The organism is Alteromonas sp. W364 (assembly GCF_031846205.1).
GTDB classification, from domain to species: domain Bacteria; phylum Pseudomonadota; class Gammaproteobacteria; order Enterobacterales; family Alteromonadaceae; genus Glaciecola; species Glaciecola blandensis.
This window is the reverse complement of record NZ_JAVRID010000009.1, coordinates 77,300-95,345: the sequence shown is the minus strand read 5'-3', so window position 1 is coordinate 95,345 and position 18,046 is coordinate 77,300. Positions and strand designations below refer to the sequence as shown.

Sequence of the window (18,046 nt, the reverse complement as noted above, 5' to 3'; positions counted from 1 at the left end):
CGTATTATCGTACTTTCTTAGACTAGTAGCTTGCTGATAAATCCCTTTTATATTCCCCTTGGCGATTTCTATAGTGAATAAATCTAATGTATCGGGGTTTTAATGCTTTTATAGTGAAAATGTACACTATTAAAAGGGTTGCATAATAATGAATATAAACATTATAATTGTTCTTATATTCTACAATGATGTTAATTAGCAATATTATGAAGCTAGAAAAAATGAACAACAAGGCTATCATGATGGAGATGGGGCAGCGCTTTTTGCTGGCACGTTTAAATGAAGGCTTAGAACAAATAGAGTTGGCAGACAAGGCTGGTGTGAATGTAAGCACTGTCCAAAGCTTGGAAGGTGGTAAGCGAAGTGTTGGTTTTGAAAAAATCATTTCGATATTACGTGCTCTAGGGAAGTTGCACGAGTTGGATAACTTCATGCCTAAACCACCTGTGCGATCTACTTCGTTGCTCACCACGAAGAATCAAGTACGTAAACGTGCAGCAAAAGGTAAGAAGAAGCAATCCAGTAACGAGCCGTTTGAATGGAATAAAGTCATACCACACACAGATAATACTAAGGATTGAAAATGGGTGATGTGCTAGAAAAAGCCGATGTGTATTTGTGGGACACTAAAATAGGCTCAGTCATTTGGCAAAACGAATTAGGGTACTTTGAGTATGACCGGTATTTTCAGCGCTCAGGAATTCAGCTATCCCCAATTAAGATGCCGCTAAGCAACAAAGCGTATTCGTTCAGTGAGCTATCAAACGAGACTTTTAAGGGCTTGCCAGGCTTGTTGGCTGACAGCTTGCCAGACAAGTTTGGTAATCGTTTGATCGATCAATGGCTAGAAAGAAATGCGCGTACACCTGAGTCATTTAGCCCCATTGAGCGTTTATGCTACATCGGCTCTCGCGGAATGGGGGGATTGGAGTTCAGGCCAGCGGTCGGCTCGATAAAAGAAACAACATCCGAAGTGCAATTAGATGAATTAGTGGCGCTTGCCAATAAAGCCCTGCAAGAAAAAACAGAGCTTGATGTTCCCCTTGAAAATTCGGAGCAGGGTAAGCAAGAGGCAGTTGAACAAATCATTCTTGTGGGCACCTCAGCAGGCGGTGCCAGAGCAAAAGCTGTTATTGCATGGAATAAAAAGACCAACGTGATCAAAACCGGGCAAGCACCAGCAGGGCACGGCTTTGATTATTACCTGTTAAAGTTTGATGGCGTGGATGGCAACAAAGATAAAGAGCTGTTGGCTGATCCAAAAGGGTTTGGTCTACTGGAGTATGCCTATTATCTGATGGCAATCGACGCTGGCGTCAACATGAATGAAAGCCGAATATTTAACGAGAATGGTCGCTCTCACTTTATGACTAAACGTTTTGACCGATTAAATGGAGGTGACAAGCTTCACATGCAATCACTGTGTGGGATTGCCCACTACGATTTTAATGAATCGGGTGCTTATTCCTATGAACAGGCCATTGGCGTTATGCGTGAATTAGGCTTGTCAGCAAAAGAGATTGAGCAGTTCTATGTTCGTATGGTGTTTAATGTAGTGGCCGTCAACCAAGATGATCATACTAAGAATATTTCGTTTTTAATGGATCAAACCGGTCAGTGGTCACTGTCGCCAGCCTATGACATCACTTATAGCAATGGCGCTGGCTGGACAAGCCGACACCAGATGACGATCAATGGCAAGGCAAAAGAAATAACAATAGATGATTTGTTTGCCGTTGCCAGTCATGGAGATCTATCCAAAGCGAAAGCGAAAAAGATAATTAGGAGAGTGGTGTCGTCTGTAGCTAATTGGTCCCATTTTGCAAAGGTGTCCGGCTTGGCTGATTTTGGTAATATGTCTCAATTAGTTAAAGAGGTCGGCGAAGCTCATCGACTTTATCTTGGCGAAGATTTGTAGCCAGTATTTGATTTAATAGTTTGCTCTTGCCTAATCTGGTTTTAGTTTAAATGCAGAAGGCACCGTAATTTGAAATTGTGTATCAAAACACCGCAAAGCACTCCAATACACCTTGATTAAAACCTTATTTTCTTCACACACTCAAGCTCAGATATATTACACTGCTCACAACAGTCTCTGGCATCAAGCAAAGTTCGTCATCTAAATGCAAATTCCCCAACAAACAGGCTTTTTATTAACTCGACATGCCCAAGACACTCGTTCAGGCATTGTTATCACACTTTGGTTAAAAACTGAAAATGGGCCTGTAAAACTGACGATTGAAAACGAGCAGGCCTTGTTCTTTATTGAATCGAGTCAGATCGATAATGTATTAGGCTTATTGTCGAAGCATAAACTTCACTTCGCCTCTTATAAGCAACTGCCAATAAAAACCTTTGGTCATGAATCGGTATCAGCTATTTATTTTAAACTTATGAAGGACTTCTATGCGGCTCGTGATGCCTTGAAGCAGCACGGTATTAAGGTTTATGAGGATGATTTTCGTCCCGATGAACGCTATTTAATGGAGCGCTTTATAACTGCCAAAATCGCATTTGTGGGCAACGAAACAGACAGCGCTCAATATAAAGGAAATGTCAACAAAATAGCTAACAACAATGAGGCTAATAGCAAGCACCTCACGATAAAAAACGCTAAATGTAAGCCCGGTGATTGCGATGTTCACTTGGCAATGATTTCAATTGATATTGAATGCGCGGTTACTGATGATGAGGGCCATGGTGCTTTGTATTCAATTGCAGCATACAGTGATACTGAGCAAGTGGTGTTCATGATTGGCGAAGCTCAAGAAAATTCTCTCCCTTACATACGTTGGCTTGAAGATGAGCACGCATTACTGGTTCAATTCATAGCATGGTTCAAGGACTACGATGCTGACGTCATTATTGGCTGGAACGTGATCAACTTTGACTTCGATTTATTGCAAAAACGCTGTGATCTACACAATATTGACTTTGCTATTGGTCGCGATGGCCGCAAGCCGTATTGGCGAAAAAATCGAAACAGTGACAACAAATATATTTCAATTGCGGGTAGGGTAGTGCTTGATGGTATCGACTTATTAAAAACAGCCACTTATAGCTTTCCTAGCTTCTCATTGGAAAATGTCGCTAGAGAGCTGCTGGGTATTGGCAAAAAGGTCGACAACGTAGAAAGTCGCTTGGCCGAAATTACCGAAAATTTTATCAATAATAAACCTGCGCTGGCTGCATACAACCTTGAAGATTCTCGTTTAGTGTGGCTCATTTTCGAAAAAACGCATCTGCTAGAATTTGCCATGTTAAGAGCACATCTAACAGGTTTGGAGTTAGACCGAATGGGCGGCTCTGTTGCGGCCTTTACTAACTTATACTTACCTAAATTACACCGAGCAGGGTATGTCGCGCCGAATATGGGAGATGGTACCTCAGGTTTAGTCTCGCCTGGCGGCTTTGTGATGGATTCAATTCCCGGCTTGTACAACAATGTGTTAGTGCTCGATTTTAAGAGTCTTTACCCCAGTATTATCAAAACCTTTAATGTTGATCCAATGGGCTTGATCGAAGGACTAAATTCACCTTCAAGCGCAATTGAAGGTTTTGACGGCGCTTACTTTTCCAGAGATAAGCATTTTCTGCCCAACATAATTGATAATTTGTGGAAGGAGCGAGACAAAGCGAAAAAAGAAAAGAACGCCGCCTTATCTCAAGCCATAAAAATTATCATGAATTCATTTTATGGTGTGCTGGGTTCAACGGGTTGCCGGTTTTTCGATCCTCGTTTATCAGGCTCTATTACTAAACGCAGTCATGAATTATTGATTACCACGAAAAAGTGGATTGAAGCCAAGGGCTACAAGGTTATTTATGGGGATACCGATTCGATATTCGTGCATGTGGGGGATGATAAAAGTGCCGATGAATGCAAGCATTTAGGCAAACAATTACAAACGTTCATCAATGATGAGTGGCAGCAAAATATTCAAGAACGCTTTAAGGTCGATAGTCAGTTAGAAATTGAATTTGAAACGCACTTTATTAAGTTCTTTATGCCAACAATACGCGGCTTGGATATTGGTACGAAGAAGCGCTATGCAGGCACAGTTGATAAAAACGGTGAGCAAGCACTTGTTTTCAAAGGCTTGGAAAGTGTTCGTACCGATTGGACCGAACTTGCCAAAGAATTCCAACAGACGCTATACCACAAAGTATTTAACGAGCAACCTGTTGAAGACTACGTGCGCAAAACGGTTGCCGATACGCTAGCAGGAAAATTTGATAGCAAATTAATATACCGCAAGCGTATTAGGCGCAATTTAGAAGATTATGTGAAGAATGTGCCACCGCATGTAAGAGCTGCGCGCTTAGCTGATGAGCACAACAAGCTGCTAAAGAAGCCACTAAAGTATCAAAAAAAAGGATGGATAGAATACGTGATCACGGTGAGTGGTCCGCAGCCTGTGGAGTACATTAATTCAGCGATTGATTATCCATTCTACATCGAGCGGCAATTAACTGCGATAGCAGATGCTATCCTACCTTTCATATCAACAAGCTTTAATCAGATCACGAACGACCAGTTAGATTTGTTTAGGTAGTGTGGATACTGTGCCCCTTGAAAGAATATTTCAGAAATAGTTTGTAAAAATGCACGCTTAAATACTCCTTTTCCGGCGTGCAATGTGTTTTTTTAAGAACTAAAAGACGTAGTTAACTGCGAAGCGAACTAACGAATCTTCTTCGTCATTAATGTCGTTGGTGAATTTAGTGATATCCGCTTTCAGTGCAATGCTTGTGCTTAAGTCATATCGAGTTCCCACTGATAGTGTATTGTTTTCCGACATAACACTTTGCTGAATACCAACCACTAACTGAGTTAATGGCACCTGCAACGGAGCAGGGAAGGCAGCGATGTCGCCAACAAATTTCGGATCACGGTTGATGTCAGACTTTTCGTAGGTAATAAACGGTGTCCATTTACCCGCACGAATACCCGCGGTGACATAGTAGTTTTCTTCTTGAGGATAGAATGAATCCTCAATTTCGATGCCTGTATATTCAGCGGCAACAAACCAGTTAAAAGCATCGTATTCTATACTCGCGCCATAGAATACGCCCGAATCATCAACAGCTTGTAATTTGCTTTCAAAGTCGCTTGATATTTGGCCTAGTTGTCCCAGAGGTGCGTCTAAAGCAGGAATATCAAATGTGACCTTACCCGCGGCATAGACACCTCTAAACTTCCAATTCTCATATGCAAGATCTGCACTAACAAGAGCGACATTGTTGATGGTTAACTCACCTGGCTGACCACCTAGCGTAAACTCGTTGTTAACGTTTCCTACAACGAACTGTAGCCCATACTCCCAATCTCCGCTGTATCCGGCATAGTCCACACGAACACCGTCGATGTTGTTAAATGGCACGTCGTATACCGACGCTGGAGCAACTACCCAGTGATATGAATATGCAACATCTAATGATGACGAGTATCTAAATAGCGGCATTCTTAGGCGACCAATCGATATACTCGTGTTTTCTGTTGCGGCGTAAGTAAGATAAGCCCACTCAAAATTAGCACTAAAGTCATCTGAACCTCGAGTAACTATTTGACCTGTAGCCGTGACATTTTCTGAGACATCGCCACTGACTTGAAGGCCAAATAAACTCTGGTTTGCAAAATCGATGGAATCTTCGAACCCATACAAAGTATCTTCACTGGAAGCAATTCCACCAGTAAAGTTAGCGAACCCATTTATTCGAACATCGGCATGAGCAACAGAGCTTACTGCCAATGTAACTAATGACAGAGTGAATAGTTTATTAAATGATTTCATATTGAGTCCCCTTACAGTGAAATAACTTTGACAGCATCAGTGACGGATGCTTTATCAACATAGCCAATAACACTTGGATTCTGAGAAACCAGTTCAATGACGGCTGCGTCGTTGTCTACTTCTTTAGGTGGTACACCTTTACCAGTGAACACCAGTTTTGACCAATGAGCTGATACTTGGCTAGAAGTTCTTCCTAAAATATCGGAATCAAAAGATTGTCTAACTTCGCTGCCGCCAACTTGATTGACGGCAACTGTTTCGGCGCCGCTTGGAAATTTCTTTTCTTTGCCCAAAAAGATTCGTTGTACAACTTTTGTGTCTATAGCGTCGTTATTGGACGGATGCACAATAACCGCAATTTCTGCCATTGCTGTGCTAGACAGCAACACCAGTAGCGCTCCAATTAATGCTTTATTTAACATAGAGTGTTTCCTATAGTTGTGAGTGAATGTTATCGAAGTGAAGTGCTACTGCTTAATAAATCTTTACCTCTCCCTTATGTAACGGCACATTCACGGCAATTTTTAGGAATTTTATTTTATATTTATGAGTATTTTTTTGACTGACGCGACATCTTCATATTAAGTAGTATGCAGGTCAGAATAACCACGCGACTTTATCGCCCCCTTAATCACTGCATAAAACGCAAACGTAAGCCGAGAGAACATTGAAATGGACCACAATAAATTAATCGCTAAAAATGCAAAGGAAACACTAAAACCTTTAGGTTTTGTTCGCTCAGGAAAGTCCAGAATTTGGTTTAAAGATAATGGTTGGTGGGCAGTGATTATTGAGTTTCAACCGAGCTCATTCTCAAAAGGTACGTATGTGAATATTGCTGTGAATCATTTTCTCTACGAATCTTCTGGTTGGACTTTTCATATATCCAAAAGGCTCTCACCTTTCGCAGATGCGCAAACAGATGATTTTGAATCAACGCTTGAAAGTATGGTTAGTCAAGCAGCAGCAGTTGCCCAAGAGCTACAAAATAAATTCAGTTCAGTGAAAGCATTCTTTGATTATTATCAATCCATGGAACAGCGTACTATTTGGAATAGTCTGTATGCTGGTATTTTTTCGGCATTGTTAGGAAATACCAAGAAGGCAAAGGAAAGCTTCCAAATAATATGCGATGACGTTTATTCAATGGGCTGGGAGTTGGCTATACAAAGTAGAGCGAAAGACTTAATGTTTCTTTTGCAGGATGAGAAAGCGTTTATTAACTCACTTCATGGCACTATTTTGAGAAGCCGAAGCATGATGGGTTTGGAGACTGCTAACGGTAACTTAGTAAAACTGCCAGAATAGGTACTATGCGTCCATTAGCAAAAAACGCAATTTTCATTACGTTTTTTGCTCTTATTTATATTAACTATTAATCCTGCACACGCACTGCTAACACGTCTTGTTTAACACCGTGCAAGACAGAATTAGCGGTAGATCCAAGTAATAATTTAATACCACTTCTTCCATGTGTTCCTATGACTATTAAGTCTGCATGAATTTGATTTGCAATGTTATGAATTTCGTCAGCGGCATCGCCCACCTTAAAGTGTACGTTTTGCTTGTCGATACCAAACTTTTCAGCGATATCGTGAAGTTGCTGACGCGCTTTACCCATTCGCTCTTCTTCATTGATTTGGTTGTAATCTAATCCATAAAGATAAGGGTTGATGTATGTCATTGGTAGTGGCACGTAGACCAAATTAAGCTGTTCTATTGACGAGCAAACATTCAGTGCTTTATTTATCACCTGCTCATACTGTGCATGAATATCGATTGCCACTAAAATTTTTGTGTAGTTACTCATAGTGTTTCCCTCTTAATATTATGTCAATGTATGTGTCGTCTTTCTTACTTCACTATAAGCTTAGCAACTGAGGTGAAAACAAGTTTGAGGTAGGTCAAGAGATGAGCGGAAATAGTCTGTCACAGTAATTTGTGTAAAAACGCAAACCTAGTAGTAGAACGCAAGGGCGTTATGATGCTTAGCTTTGTTAGAATGCGATCGCTTGCCCCTTTGTCGGTATGATGCTGTTGATGTTTTGCTTATCCCATAAAACGAAAGACAGCTTATCTAAGGCTAGCGCATCGCCATGAACCAATACGACGTTTGGTGTTGGTTTGAATTGCGTAATCCACTCTATAAGCTCTCTTTGTCCTGCATGAGCAGAAAACCCACCTAGGGTTTCTACTTTAGCTTTAACGGCAAAACTATCATTGAATATTCGGATCATTTTTTTACCATCCACTAACATTCTGCCCAAGGTTCCCATTGCTTGGTAACCACAAAATATAACTGTGTTTCTACTGTCCCAAATTCGACTTTTGAAGTGATGTCGAATCCTGCCGCCGGTGCACATGCCACTTCCGGCAATAATAAGCGCTCCTTTGTTGATTCGATTAATTGCCATTGAGTTCTCTGGCGTAACAGATAAAAATAAACTAGGAATGAAGTCTTTGGTGATGGAGTGCGCGTCTGGGGTTGCTTGATCAATATCCTTGCTATCTAAGGAGGAAAACCATTTGTCATAAATTTTTGTAATTTCAATAGCCATCGGACTGTCGAGTATCACTTGCCAGTTTTGCAAAAGTCCCTCTCGATGCAACTGGCCGAGATAAAACAATATTTCTTGAGTTCGACCAACCGCAAAAGCCGGGATCATAATGTTGCCACCACGTTTTTCAGTTTCTACAATAATTTCCCTAAGCTGTTTGACGGTGTCTTCAATTGGACGGTGATTTCTGTCTCCATAAGTTCCCTCAACTAGCAAAATGTCTGCTTTGTCTAAAAAGCTCGGGTCCTTCATTAAGACGGCTTCTTTATTGCCTAAATCGCCCGAAAATACGAGTGTTTTTGAACTGCCTTTTTCTTGAATAGTTAATTGTACAATCGCAGACCCTAGTATGTGGCCAGCATCAAAAAATATGCAACTTGCTTGCTCACTGAGAGTAAAGCGTTCGTTATAATTCTTCGTAACGCAAAGAGACAGTACTTCATGCACATCGTCTTCACTGTATTCTGGCTCAAGTGGGCTTTTTCCTTTGCGCAACAGTTTTCTGTTTTCTCGTTCGAGATCACCCAAATAAATATTGATTGAGTCTAGCAACATGATTTTTAACAAATCAGCAGTAGCGTCAGCACAATAAATAGGTCCTTTAAACCCCAAACTAACTAACTTGGGTAGCAGTCCGCTGTGGTCTAAGTGAGCGTGAGATAACACCACAGCATCAATATCAGAAGGTTCAAAGTCAAAATCTTCTCTTCCTATTTTCTTAAGAGAATTTGCTCCTTGATGCATTCCGCAGTCTAACAGGACTTTACCCAAGGCAGGAGATTCCACTAAGTGACAAGATCCCGTAACTTCTTGTGCTGCACCCAATATTCTAACTGTCGCCATGTTAACTTTTCCGTTTTATAAAACCTGTATCTATTAACCTTAGCAAACAGTTAGGAAAGTGCGTAATTACATTAATCCTTGAACTGAACTTCCACTGTAAATTCAACACTAATGAACTACACTATTGTATTAAATGATGTGAGCACAAAAGCTCAGGTATTTAGTCAACATGGACAACTCATATGAATAAAGTTTTTCGTTTCGCCGCTGCCATAGTAGTGCTCGCCTTAGCAGTCTATTTAATGGTGACATTATTCTTTGTATTTTTGGTTCTCGCTGGTATCGGCTTGCTGTATGTCCTATTCATGCGGTTTTTCGGTAAGTCGCCAAAGGCAAATATGCATGAACCAAGCGATGGGATAGTAATAGAACATGACCCCTTAGATAGTGATGACAAGAGTCGTAAAGATTGATCACGCTTTTTTCACTATCTTGCATTTTACATTTTAGCACCTCATACTGTTCATAAAACAAACAAGCTGTTACCTACATGGATGTACGCAGCCGAAGCGAGTGATTCGGTACTTTTAAAGGAAGAACGTAATGAAACGCCTTTCTGATTACACCAAGTTAGTGCCTGAAGAATTACTTGTCGTCGGCAATCTAAAAGACCTCATTGAAAAAATTAACGAGATTGACGAAAAACTAGATGAGGCGAGTGCTGCGATTGATGATGCTCAACTTATCAAAGATTTGCTAATACGCCTAAAAATGAATGCTCAAGAGCTTTTAGCAAGTCCCTCTATCGAAAAGCTCACAAATTTCATCAATTTGACCAATGATGAAATGAGCCATCTAAACCTAAATGCTAGCACTGATGTAACGAGTACCGACGCCTTCAAAAAAGCCTTAGTGAGCGTCGAAAAAGCGAAAGCGTTTTTGGCTAAAGGCGAAGAGTTAGTCCTGCCCATTGGTCAACAGGAGTCTTTTGAAAAAGATATCAAGTTTACGAAAGAGCATACAGTGTCTCCAAAAGAAGAGTTTGAACTGGGCTATTCAGTAAAAGCTGACGCTAAGTTCAGTATTAATGTTCTAAATCACGAGCAAGCAAAGGATTTATTGGCGATGCCGGTGAAAGAGGGCGATGTTGTTATTAATCAGGATGCCTTCGCCAGTTTCCTTGTAGGCGGGAAGGCATCGGCTAAGTTGCAATCGATTTCAGCATCAATTGGCGCTAGCTTTGGCGCAGAAATTGAGCTCGATACTTATTACCAAATAAACACGGCAACACCGAGTTATAAAGCGCTGTGGGCAATGTACTCTGATGGCATGAAGCCTTGGAATATCAAGAGCATGCAAAAACACCTGCAGTTCATCAATAACCAAGGTTTTCGAGCAATTACGGTAAGAGGAAGAAGGCAGCTATCGATTTGGGGGGAAGTTGCCCTTGGCGAATCATTTAGTACAAGTACAGATATAAATAATCAATCGCTAACTGCCGAGGTTACTGCCGCCGCTGGGTATTCGCGTAAACACACCTATGAGGGTGATACAGAGCTGTTTATGCGCAAAAATAAAGATAATCAACTCGAAATAAAAGTGAGCTTTGATGAGAAAACGGTGAATTCGAGTAACTTTAGCTTGTCGCTAAAATCTGAGTTCACAGGGCTTGATAAAATCGTCACAGAATATACCGATATTATATTTGGCCGAGGGGACGAGTTGATCGCCGAGCTTGAAAAATATAGCACTCCAGGCAAGACGATATTGAAGAAGATTAAAGATGAGCTTGACGAAGGTGCTTGGTACGCCTCAATCTCGCAGCTAGTCTTAGGTGAGAAAAATACTGATCAGGTTGTCACAGAAATGCTCGGTGAACAAATACAAGAGTTCTTCGATTCCGAGGTGTTGAGTGTAAAATTGGATCCTACAGAGTTATCTCGAAAGGTCATTGATACTTTGATGGAACAGTTTGGTAGTGAACTGGATAAATTACCCGGTTCAAACGCTGAAAAGAAACAGATATTAAAAGCTGCTGTTGATGGTTTGAGTACGGTTATTGGTGGTTGGCAAACCGAGGTAGAAGCCCAAGCACAAAGTTTTGTTGATAAGATAAAAGCCAAGGTAACAAATGAAGGTCGAAAGGTGCTTGCACCAATTGAATCCTTGAGTAAAGAAATAAAATCTCAGTTGGAAAGAGTAGACCAAATTACGACTGACATCTTTTCAGAAGCATTAACAAAGTACCAAGAATTTAAAACGCGAGTGAACGAAGGCGTCAAAAAAGCACAAACGATCAAATTAGCGATTGCACATGAGCAAAGCAAATCACTGATGGAGTCCGAAGCTTTAGGTTTTACAGTCGTGTTCCTCAGCAATTCAAAGTCCGCGCAAAGTTTGTATCAATTGCTAGTTGTCGGTGCTGACCAAGCAGCGAATCGATTAATGAGAAGCTTAGCGATAGATGGTCAAATTCTCATCAAAGACCGCACCCAAAGAATTCAACGAACCATGCAACAAGAGCTATCTCAGAGCTTGTCCATTATGGGCATAGATTTCAGCCAAAAAAAGGTTAGCGTTGGAGACCTCAGCATTGAAACAGATGCCGGTGGAAGTCTTAGCGTAATTAATCGCTTGGAAATTTCAGATACGGCCTTAGGAAAACATGAAGAGCGTAAAGCCGTTGCAAACCTAGCTTATCAATTCGCTAATGCTGCGTTGAGCGGTAAAACAGACACAACCTTTAATCTAGCTTACCGTAATGTTGACAAACAAATGCATTCAAAGCAGCAAATGGAAGACATTTTTAAGTCATTTAGCTTTACAAAAGCACACCTAAGTAATCTAGAGCATGAATTGCCAGAGATTGTGTCACCTAAAGCAATCGAAAGGGCATTGGTAGAGTTCGATAAATACCGTGGTCTCTACAAAAAAAGTACGGTTAGTATACAAATGCTTTCTAGTAAGTTCGTTTATAAGCAATTAACAGAGCTAGAAGCCGATCCGTTATTTGATATGGCTGCTGATTTTTTAAGAGCTATTTATGTGAACGTTGATCGGCGAAAATTTTTAGAGCCTATCTATAGTGCATACAAAGCAGTAGAAAGAGAACTAGACTATTCAGCGTTCTTTGATTTCGCCGTAACAAATAAAAAGAATTTCATTATTAACCCTAGAAAATTTCGGTCTAATTTAAAAAGTAAATTTAAGAATACGAATTATCTTGATGATAATTTTTGGGAAAGTACCAAAATGGATGGGGCTATATCGGGCAGTGCAAAACGCTTTAAAGCTGCAGTGCTAGACCTAACAGACTTAGGGCAAGAATCTAAAGGCCTGTCGAGTTTACCCAGTATTCTCAGTCATATTGACAAAGAAGTTAGGTTGTTCTCTTCCTTATCACAAGCAGAAAAAGAAACAGGCATGAAGGTATTTAAGCAACAATTAGCGAGTCTACAAGATGCTATGGAAGAAGCTATTAACCCATGGATTGACGTTAATTCAGTTGGCGCTACCTGGGTCAAGGAAAAGCTACGAATTCCATCAAATGTGAACTATCAGTTACTGATGTTCATGTCTGTTCTATCAGAGTTGTGCAAACCAGCTGAAGCAAAGTCTTTGTTCTTGGTGACGATTACTTTGGAGAAAGAAGGTAAAGCGCCAAGGGTGATTGTTTTGAAATAAAAAGCAACATCGTTTCTATCGAAAACGCAGAGTTGGTGAATACAAATAAACCAACTCTGTTTTTACCTCTATTTCACCCGTCATACATTATCCTCCTGATTTTAAGCCAAACTTATAAACAAGCTATAAATAGGAGATAGCACTCATGAAAATCTTTTTAGCTCTCGCGTTAGCATGCACTCTTTCGGCCTGCGTGTCTGTTAGCCCAAATGTCATTGATGAGGAACAGCCTTATGCAACAGTGACTATTTATCGAAGTGATCAAGTGCAAGGAAGTGCTGTTGATGTTTATGTAGGATGGGCTGATAACTATCATGTTGCGTTGTCCCCAGCGGATAAACTAGATGTTCAAGTGCCTGCTGGCTTACAAACGTTTCAAATTAGAGCACATGCTGATTTAAGCAATGATTTAACGATTAAAGTAATGCCGAATGAACATCTTTGTCTTTTAGCTGAAGTTAACCCACAAAATTTCGTCGGTCTAAATTGGTTTGTTTCCGGTTATCAGCTTCGCCAAATTGAGTGTGTTAGCCAAAACTAACTCTGACCCCTTTTCTGCTGGTTGGTGACAATTTCTTACATTTCCTAGCTGAATAAATTGAAATAGCGACTTATAATGGCGCTCTGAATCAATCGTAAGAAGCCCATTTTTGTCTGAATTAAGCAGTGTCCACCTTCGTAATAGAAAGCGACAACTACACGGTGTTGTCGCGGCTTTGATTTGTGCGAGTAGTTTCATACTTGGTTTAACCCTTATCCTTGTGGTTGTCCCAGACTTTAACAGTGGGCCAGACGCGAGGCTTGAAACTCTCACTAAATTTACTGGCTTTATGCAGTTTTGGTACTTTCTTGTCTACGTGGTGTTTGGTGCCAGTTTGTTGGTGTTGAGCGTCGCTCTGCTAGAGCCGGATGGCCGCGAGCAGAAACCTCTTGAGCAAATGACGACCTTAGCGAGTTACCTATGGGCTTGTTATATCTTTGCCAGTGGCTTTATTGCTATTTTTTCCATCGAATTTTTATTTTCTCAAGACTACGAGTTCTCAGCTGGTATCACCGAGCTATGGCGTGACATCTATGCAGTTCAAATGGGCTTAGGTGAAGGAGCGGAATGGGTGGGGGCTATCTGGGTGCTTATGATGAACGCATGCCTACAAAAAGAAGGTCGCTTTGGAAACAGTATCGTATATTTTGGCTACGTGATTTGTGGGTTTGGCTTATTGACGCTAGTGCCTAGTTTAAAAGAAGTGGGAGCTGTATTTGGCTTGCTGCAGGTTGTTTGGTTTTTATGGGTTGCGAGACTCCTGTTTCTTGAACGATACAAATATATAACGCCATAAATTCACCCGTTATTCACTCTCAAAATGGAAAATGGACTAGGTCTATTAATAATCTATTTTGAGGAAATTATGAAAAAAACACTTTTATCTATCGCGCTTTTAAGCACCTTTGGCTCAGCTTCAGCTGAGCAACTCTCATACGACTTTGTGCAGGTAGCAGCAATTCAAACTGAATTTGCAGATATTGTAGGCTTCAAAGCAAAAGGTTTTGAAGTAAAGGGAAGCTACGAATTTTACCCTAATGTATTTACTGAAGTCACTTACTTCAGTGCTGATGATACTGCCAATGATATCAAGTTTGATGTTGACCAATGGCAAGTTAAGGCCGGATATATTCAGCGTTTATCAAGCAACACGGCACTCGATTACTCTTTGGGCTACGGGAAAATTGAATTTGATTATCGCAAAGGTGAACTGAGAGCAGGAGATGAGACCAATTACTACAGTCTTAATACAAGTATCAGGCATATGCTTGTTGAAGACGTAGAAGTGTATGCTGGTCTTGGCATTCAAAAATGGAAAAAAGGATCTGATCAGAAGTATTACACACTTGGTTCACAGTACACTTTTGGCGACTTTGTTGCAGGGGCTTCTTATACTAAGTTTTCTGATTCAGAAGTGTTTGCGATCACTGGGCGCTACACCTTTTAAACTATTGAAATACAATAAAGCACAAAAAAAGGTAAAAACGATGTTTTTACCTTTTTTATTGCCCGCTGATTTAAGCCTTTAAATTTTAGAACAATGCTACTTGAGCAATGAAACCACAATAGATTGCATCAGTTGTTGACTTTGACTAATACAGGCATCATAACCATTACAGTTAACAAACATTGAAATAGTTGTCTCTTCATTCACAAGGTGGTAATTCTCTGTTTTATAACCGGGTTCATCGCCACCATGATGATATGCTGCTCTGCCATTACCAGCCTCTTTGAATAGACCTAGGCCGTAAGAATCGTTTGAGTTAATTGTCACCATGGAATTTTCGCCAATTAACAAATCTCGAATGTCTTCTCCAATAATTGAGTCGTCAGTCAGTATTGCGTTTAGCAATAGGTTCATGTCTTGTACTGATGATACGAGAGGGGCATCGGCTACACCAATGTTCTCATAGATTACTTTAGAATCTTCTAAATCTTCGTCAAAGATCACGTAACCCGAAATAGTTGAGCCAAGATCCTTTTCTAAACCATTATAGTAGGTATGATTTAAACCTAAAGGAATAAAGATCCTGTTTCGCATGGCAACAGAGTGATGTTCGCCAAGCACTGAATCCATAATTAAACCCGCCAATAAGTAGTGTGTATTTGAATAATGAAAGCCTTCTCCAGGCTCGAAGTAAGCCGGTTTATCCAGAGCAAATTCAAGTGCAAAGCTATCTGTTTTCAGTGATGTAGGGTCGTTGATTAAGGCATCGTACCATTGTGCTGAACTAGCTGGGTCGAGGTAGTCGTAAACACCCGCAGTGTGGTTTAATAACTGACGAAGTGTGATGCTTTCGCTGTTCTCTATTTTTGACAGAATTGAGTCTGGCAGCCAAGTATCAATAGTATCATCAATATCAAGCAAGCCATCTCTGTGCAACATCGCGACAAGAAGAGCTGTTGCTTTTTTTCCTGAACTGCCGGTGGGCATGACGTCATCAATCTGCATTGGAGCTAATGTTGTTAAATTTGATACACCAGCGCTACCAACAAAATTCATTTCTGGTGATTCAATAGCTAAAATAACACCCGGCAAGTCACCCTCTACAGCTTCATTGATAATTTGCTGATAATCAATGTCTTGTGATGGAGTGAAGAACTCGTTGTTATCACTGCCATTGCAGGCACTTAAGCCCAGTGTGATTGCTGAAACCAGCAATAAAGGTTTAAATGGATTTTTACTAAACATAGTCGTTTCCTTAAAGTATGAAATGGATAATTGTCCAATTAAACTTTAAGGTGGCTGCGGTGAAGTTGAAGTGAATTTTCTAGCTCAGTTGGGTATCTACGATCACCCGATAGACGCCTGTTTTCTGGCTGATATCAATCTGCCAATTCATTTCTTCAGCTATCCGATTAACAAGATATTGTCCGTGACCAAGTCCCTGATAATAGGGGCGTTGAACCTCTCCCTTTATGTTGTTTTCAAATATTAATAGTGCGCCATCAGAACTAATTTTCATACCTGCACTGTTGCTATGGTAAAAGCCATTATTCACTAAGTTTTGGCATAACAAGCTGATCAGATAAGGATTACCTGTGGCTCTGAGTTTAGTGTCTACTTTAATACTCACATCAAAACTTGAATCAGGATAGCTATTATAAATATTCAGCACTGTTTTCTCGATAATTGGCAATAAGACTAACTCTTCAAAACATAAGTTTTCTTGTCGCGCTAAAGCCAATAATACTTCAACAGTTTGTTCTAGTTCATTTGATGCCTGAGAAACAACCTTTGTTGCTTCATTTCCTAGTTCTTTACTTGAATGCATCGCAAGCGTGTTTTTGATAAGCGTAATCGGTGTTCGCAACTCATGACTTACATCACGAGTAAAATTTTGCTCACGTTCAAGTAAAGCTTGAATTTGGGCATAAGATGCATCTAGTGCACTCGCAAGTTGACCAATCTCATCTTCGCGATCAATGCCATAGAGTGTTTGGGTAGGTTGTGAATGTCTATTGGCAATATCTTTAGTCAGCAGCCTAATTGGTGACGATAACCACTTGGCCAAATACCACGAACTAAGTAAGCAAAGTACCACTACACTGGCCGAAATGCTGTATAAAAATAATGACTTAAATCCACTCAAATGTTTGTTAGCGTTCAACTTTGAGATATCGAATATGATATAAATTGGCCGACCCTGAGTATCGATGATGGAATCATAAATGAAGTAACGCGTGCTAGCCTCATTGTTTTCTTTGTTAAGGTGAAATTCGCCAGACGACGAGCGTTGAACATTCGCTGCTATTGAAGGCGGAATTGTTGATTCACTTGTATAGATAGCAATGTAGTCGAGTGGAGAGTTCTTGTGGCTATGAAGGGGCAATTGATTCTTGAGTTTGCTCACTTCATTCGCTAATAGTGATTGGTAAACATTATTTTCAGCAGTCTCAATAAGCAACGCCGATAGGCGAATGAAAAACAAACAGATGATGATTGATAGCCCTGCAAATGCCAGCAATAGCCGGCTGTTTAGGCTATTAAGTTTAATCATTAAGGGCCTTCAACTGGTAGCCAATATTGCTGATAGTATGAAGAATTTGTTGTCCAGCCATTTTATCAATCGCTTTGCGTAAAGCATATATATGTGATTTGAGTGCATTGCTTTCGGGCGGCTCATCGCCCCAAACATGTTGCAATAGTTCAGAACGGCTTACTGGGTAGGGGTACTCTTCCAGCAGTTTTTGTAAAAGAGTAAAGCCCACCTTTGTTGTTTTGAATACCTCACCATCCCATGACGCCTCATAGGCTCTCTTATCAATTTTTAGCTTACCTTCAGTAATTGTTGTGTTTTCATGTAACTTCGGGCGTCTTGCCATCGCTTCGCATCTAAGGACTAACTCGCGTAGATCAAATGGCTTCGTTAGATAGTCATCAGCGCCTTGTCCGAATCCTTTTACTTTGTCTTCGAATGCGTCTCGCGCAGTTAACATTAAGATGGGAACATTAACTTGTGCTTGCTTTTTCACTTCAGTACACACTTTCAAGCCGTCTATATCTGGTAAATTCAGGTCCAAAATAATTACATCAAAATGATGGTTTAGGGCAAGTTCGACGCCCTGTGTACCTGTCGCCGAGTAATCGACTAACCATCCAAGATTTTCAAGGAAGTTAGCTATTTGAGTGGCGATGGCTTGGTTGTCTTCTATCAGTAAGACACTCATTTGGGTTTTCATTT

Annotated in this window: 16 protein-coding genes; 9 read left to right on the top strand and 7 right to left on the bottom strand. The window is 40.5% G+C overall.

Features of this window, described 5'->3' with window-relative positions; genetic code table 11:
- The first annotated feature begins 206 nt into the window (after nt 1-206).
- From RM556_RS14455 to RM556_RS14445, 3 genes are all read left to right on the top strand, one after another.
- Entirely contained in the window at nt 207-581 is a 375-nt protein-coding gene (locus tag RM556_RS14455) for a helix-turn-helix domain-containing protein (protein ID WP_311359835.1), read from the top strand.
- Between the two features lie 2 nt (nt 582-583).
- The gene (locus RM556_RS14450; RefSeq protein ID WP_311359836.1) at nt 584-1,918 is read left to right on the top strand and encodes a type II toxin-antitoxin system HipA family toxin; all 1,335 of its coding nucleotides are present in this window, start codon (nt 584-586) and stop codon (nt 1,916-1,918) included.
- A gap of 205 nt (nt 1,919-2,123) precedes the next feature.
- Nucleotides 2,124-4,556, top strand: coding sequence for a DNA polymerase II (locus tag RM556_RS14445; RefSeq protein WP_311374946.1), 2,433 nt, complete (start codon nt 2,124-2,126; stop codon nt 4,554-4,556).
- A gap of 99 nt (nt 4,557-4,655) precedes the next feature.
- Here RM556_RS14445 and RM556_RS14440 read toward each other — a convergent pair whose 3' ends face one another.
- Together RM556_RS14440 and RM556_RS14435 are read right to left on the bottom strand one after the other, a co-directional pair.
- Entirely contained in the window at nt 4,656-5,795 is a 1,140-nt protein-coding gene (locus tag RM556_RS14440) for a porin (RefSeq protein WP_311374945.1), read from the bottom strand.
- A gap of 11 nt (nt 5,796-5,806) precedes the next feature.
- Nucleotides 5,807-6,217, bottom strand: a complete 411-nt coding sequence (locus RM556_RS14435; protein ID WP_311359839.1) for a phosphate ABC transporter substrate-binding protein — start codon at nt 6,215-6,217, stop codon at nt 5,807-5,809.
- Between the two features lie 250 nt (nt 6,218-6,467).
- On the opposite strand from RM556_RS14435, the gene RM556_RS14430 reads away from it, so the two are divergent.
- Nucleotides 6,468-7,103, top strand: a complete 636-nt coding sequence (locus RM556_RS14430) for a DUF4304 domain-containing protein (protein ID WP_311374944.1) — start codon at nt 6,468-6,470, stop codon at nt 7,101-7,103.
- Between the two features lie 67 nt (nt 7,104-7,170).
- On the opposite strand, the gene RM556_RS14425 is transcribed toward RM556_RS14430, so the two are convergent.
- Both RM556_RS14425 and RM556_RS14420 read right to left on the bottom strand, forming a co-directional pair.
- Nucleotides 7,171-7,605, bottom strand: a complete 435-nt coding sequence (locus RM556_RS14425; protein ID WP_311359841.1) for a universal stress protein — start codon at nt 7,603-7,605, stop codon at nt 7,171-7,173.
- Between the two features lie 187 nt (nt 7,606-7,792).
- Nucleotides 7,793-9,196: an MBL fold metallo-hydrolase gene (locus tag RM556_RS14420; protein WP_311374943.1), complete on the bottom strand. Its 1,404-nt coding sequence runs from the start codon at nt 9,194-9,196 to the stop codon at nt 7,793-7,795.
- Between the two features lie 182 nt (nt 9,197-9,378).
- On the opposite strand from RM556_RS14420, the gene RM556_RS14415 reads away from it, so the two are divergent.
- The 5 genes from RM556_RS14415 to RM556_RS14395 all read left to right on the top strand — a co-directional run bounded on the left by RM556_RS14415 (nt 9,379) and on the right by RM556_RS14395 (nt 14,808).
- Entirely contained in the window at nt 9,379-9,609 is a 231-nt protein-coding gene (locus RM556_RS14415) for a hypothetical protein (protein ID WP_311359843.1), read from the top strand.
- Between the two features lie 130 nt (nt 9,610-9,739).
- Nucleotides 9,740-12,820: a hypothetical protein gene (locus RM556_RS14410; RefSeq protein ID WP_311374942.1), complete on the top strand. Its 3,081-nt coding sequence runs from the start codon at nt 9,740-9,742 to the stop codon at nt 12,818-12,820.
- A 145-nt stretch (nt 12,821-12,965) separates the two neighbouring features.
- Nucleotides 12,966-13,361 (top strand): hypothetical protein, encoded by a 396-nt coding sequence (locus tag RM556_RS14405; RefSeq protein WP_311359845.1) that lies wholly within the window; start codon nt 12,966-12,968, stop codon nt 13,359-13,361.
- Between the two features lie 109 nt (nt 13,362-13,470).
- Nucleotides 13,471-14,157 carry a hypothetical protein gene (locus RM556_RS14400; protein WP_311374941.1) on the top strand — a complete coding sequence of 229 codons (687 nt, stop codon included), beginning with the start codon at nt 13,471-13,473 and terminating at the stop codon, nt 14,155-14,157.
- Between the two features lie 69 nt (nt 14,158-14,226).
- Complete coding sequence (locus tag RM556_RS14395) at nt 14,227-14,808, top strand: hypothetical protein (protein WP_311359847.1); 582 nt, start codon at nt 14,227-14,229, stop codon at nt 14,806-14,808.
- Nucleotides 14,809-14,904: 96 nt separating this feature from the next.
- Here RM556_RS14395 and RM556_RS14390 read toward each other — a convergent pair whose 3' ends face one another.
- The 3 genes from RM556_RS14390 to RM556_RS14380 form a co-directional block, all read right to left on the bottom strand.
- Nucleotides 14,905-16,053 carry a serine hydrolase domain-containing protein gene (locus RM556_RS14390; protein WP_311359848.1) on the bottom strand — a complete coding sequence of 383 codons (1,149 nt, stop codon included), beginning with the start codon at nt 16,051-16,053 and terminating at the stop codon, nt 14,905-14,907.
- A 79-nt stretch (nt 16,054-16,132) separates the two neighbouring features.
- Nucleotides 16,133-17,362, bottom strand: a complete 1,230-nt coding sequence (locus RM556_RS14385) for a HAMP domain-containing sensor histidine kinase (protein ID WP_311374940.1) — start codon at nt 17,360-17,362, stop codon at nt 16,133-16,135.
- Nucleotides 17,355-18,044 (bottom strand): response regulator transcription factor, encoded by a 690-nt coding sequence (locus RM556_RS14380; RefSeq protein WP_311374939.1) that lies wholly within the window; start codon nt 18,042-18,044, stop codon nt 17,355-17,357. Before RM556_RS14380 ends, RM556_RS14385 begins: the two co-directional genes overlap by 8 nt.
- Nucleotides 18,045-18,046: the final 2 nt, after the last annotated feature.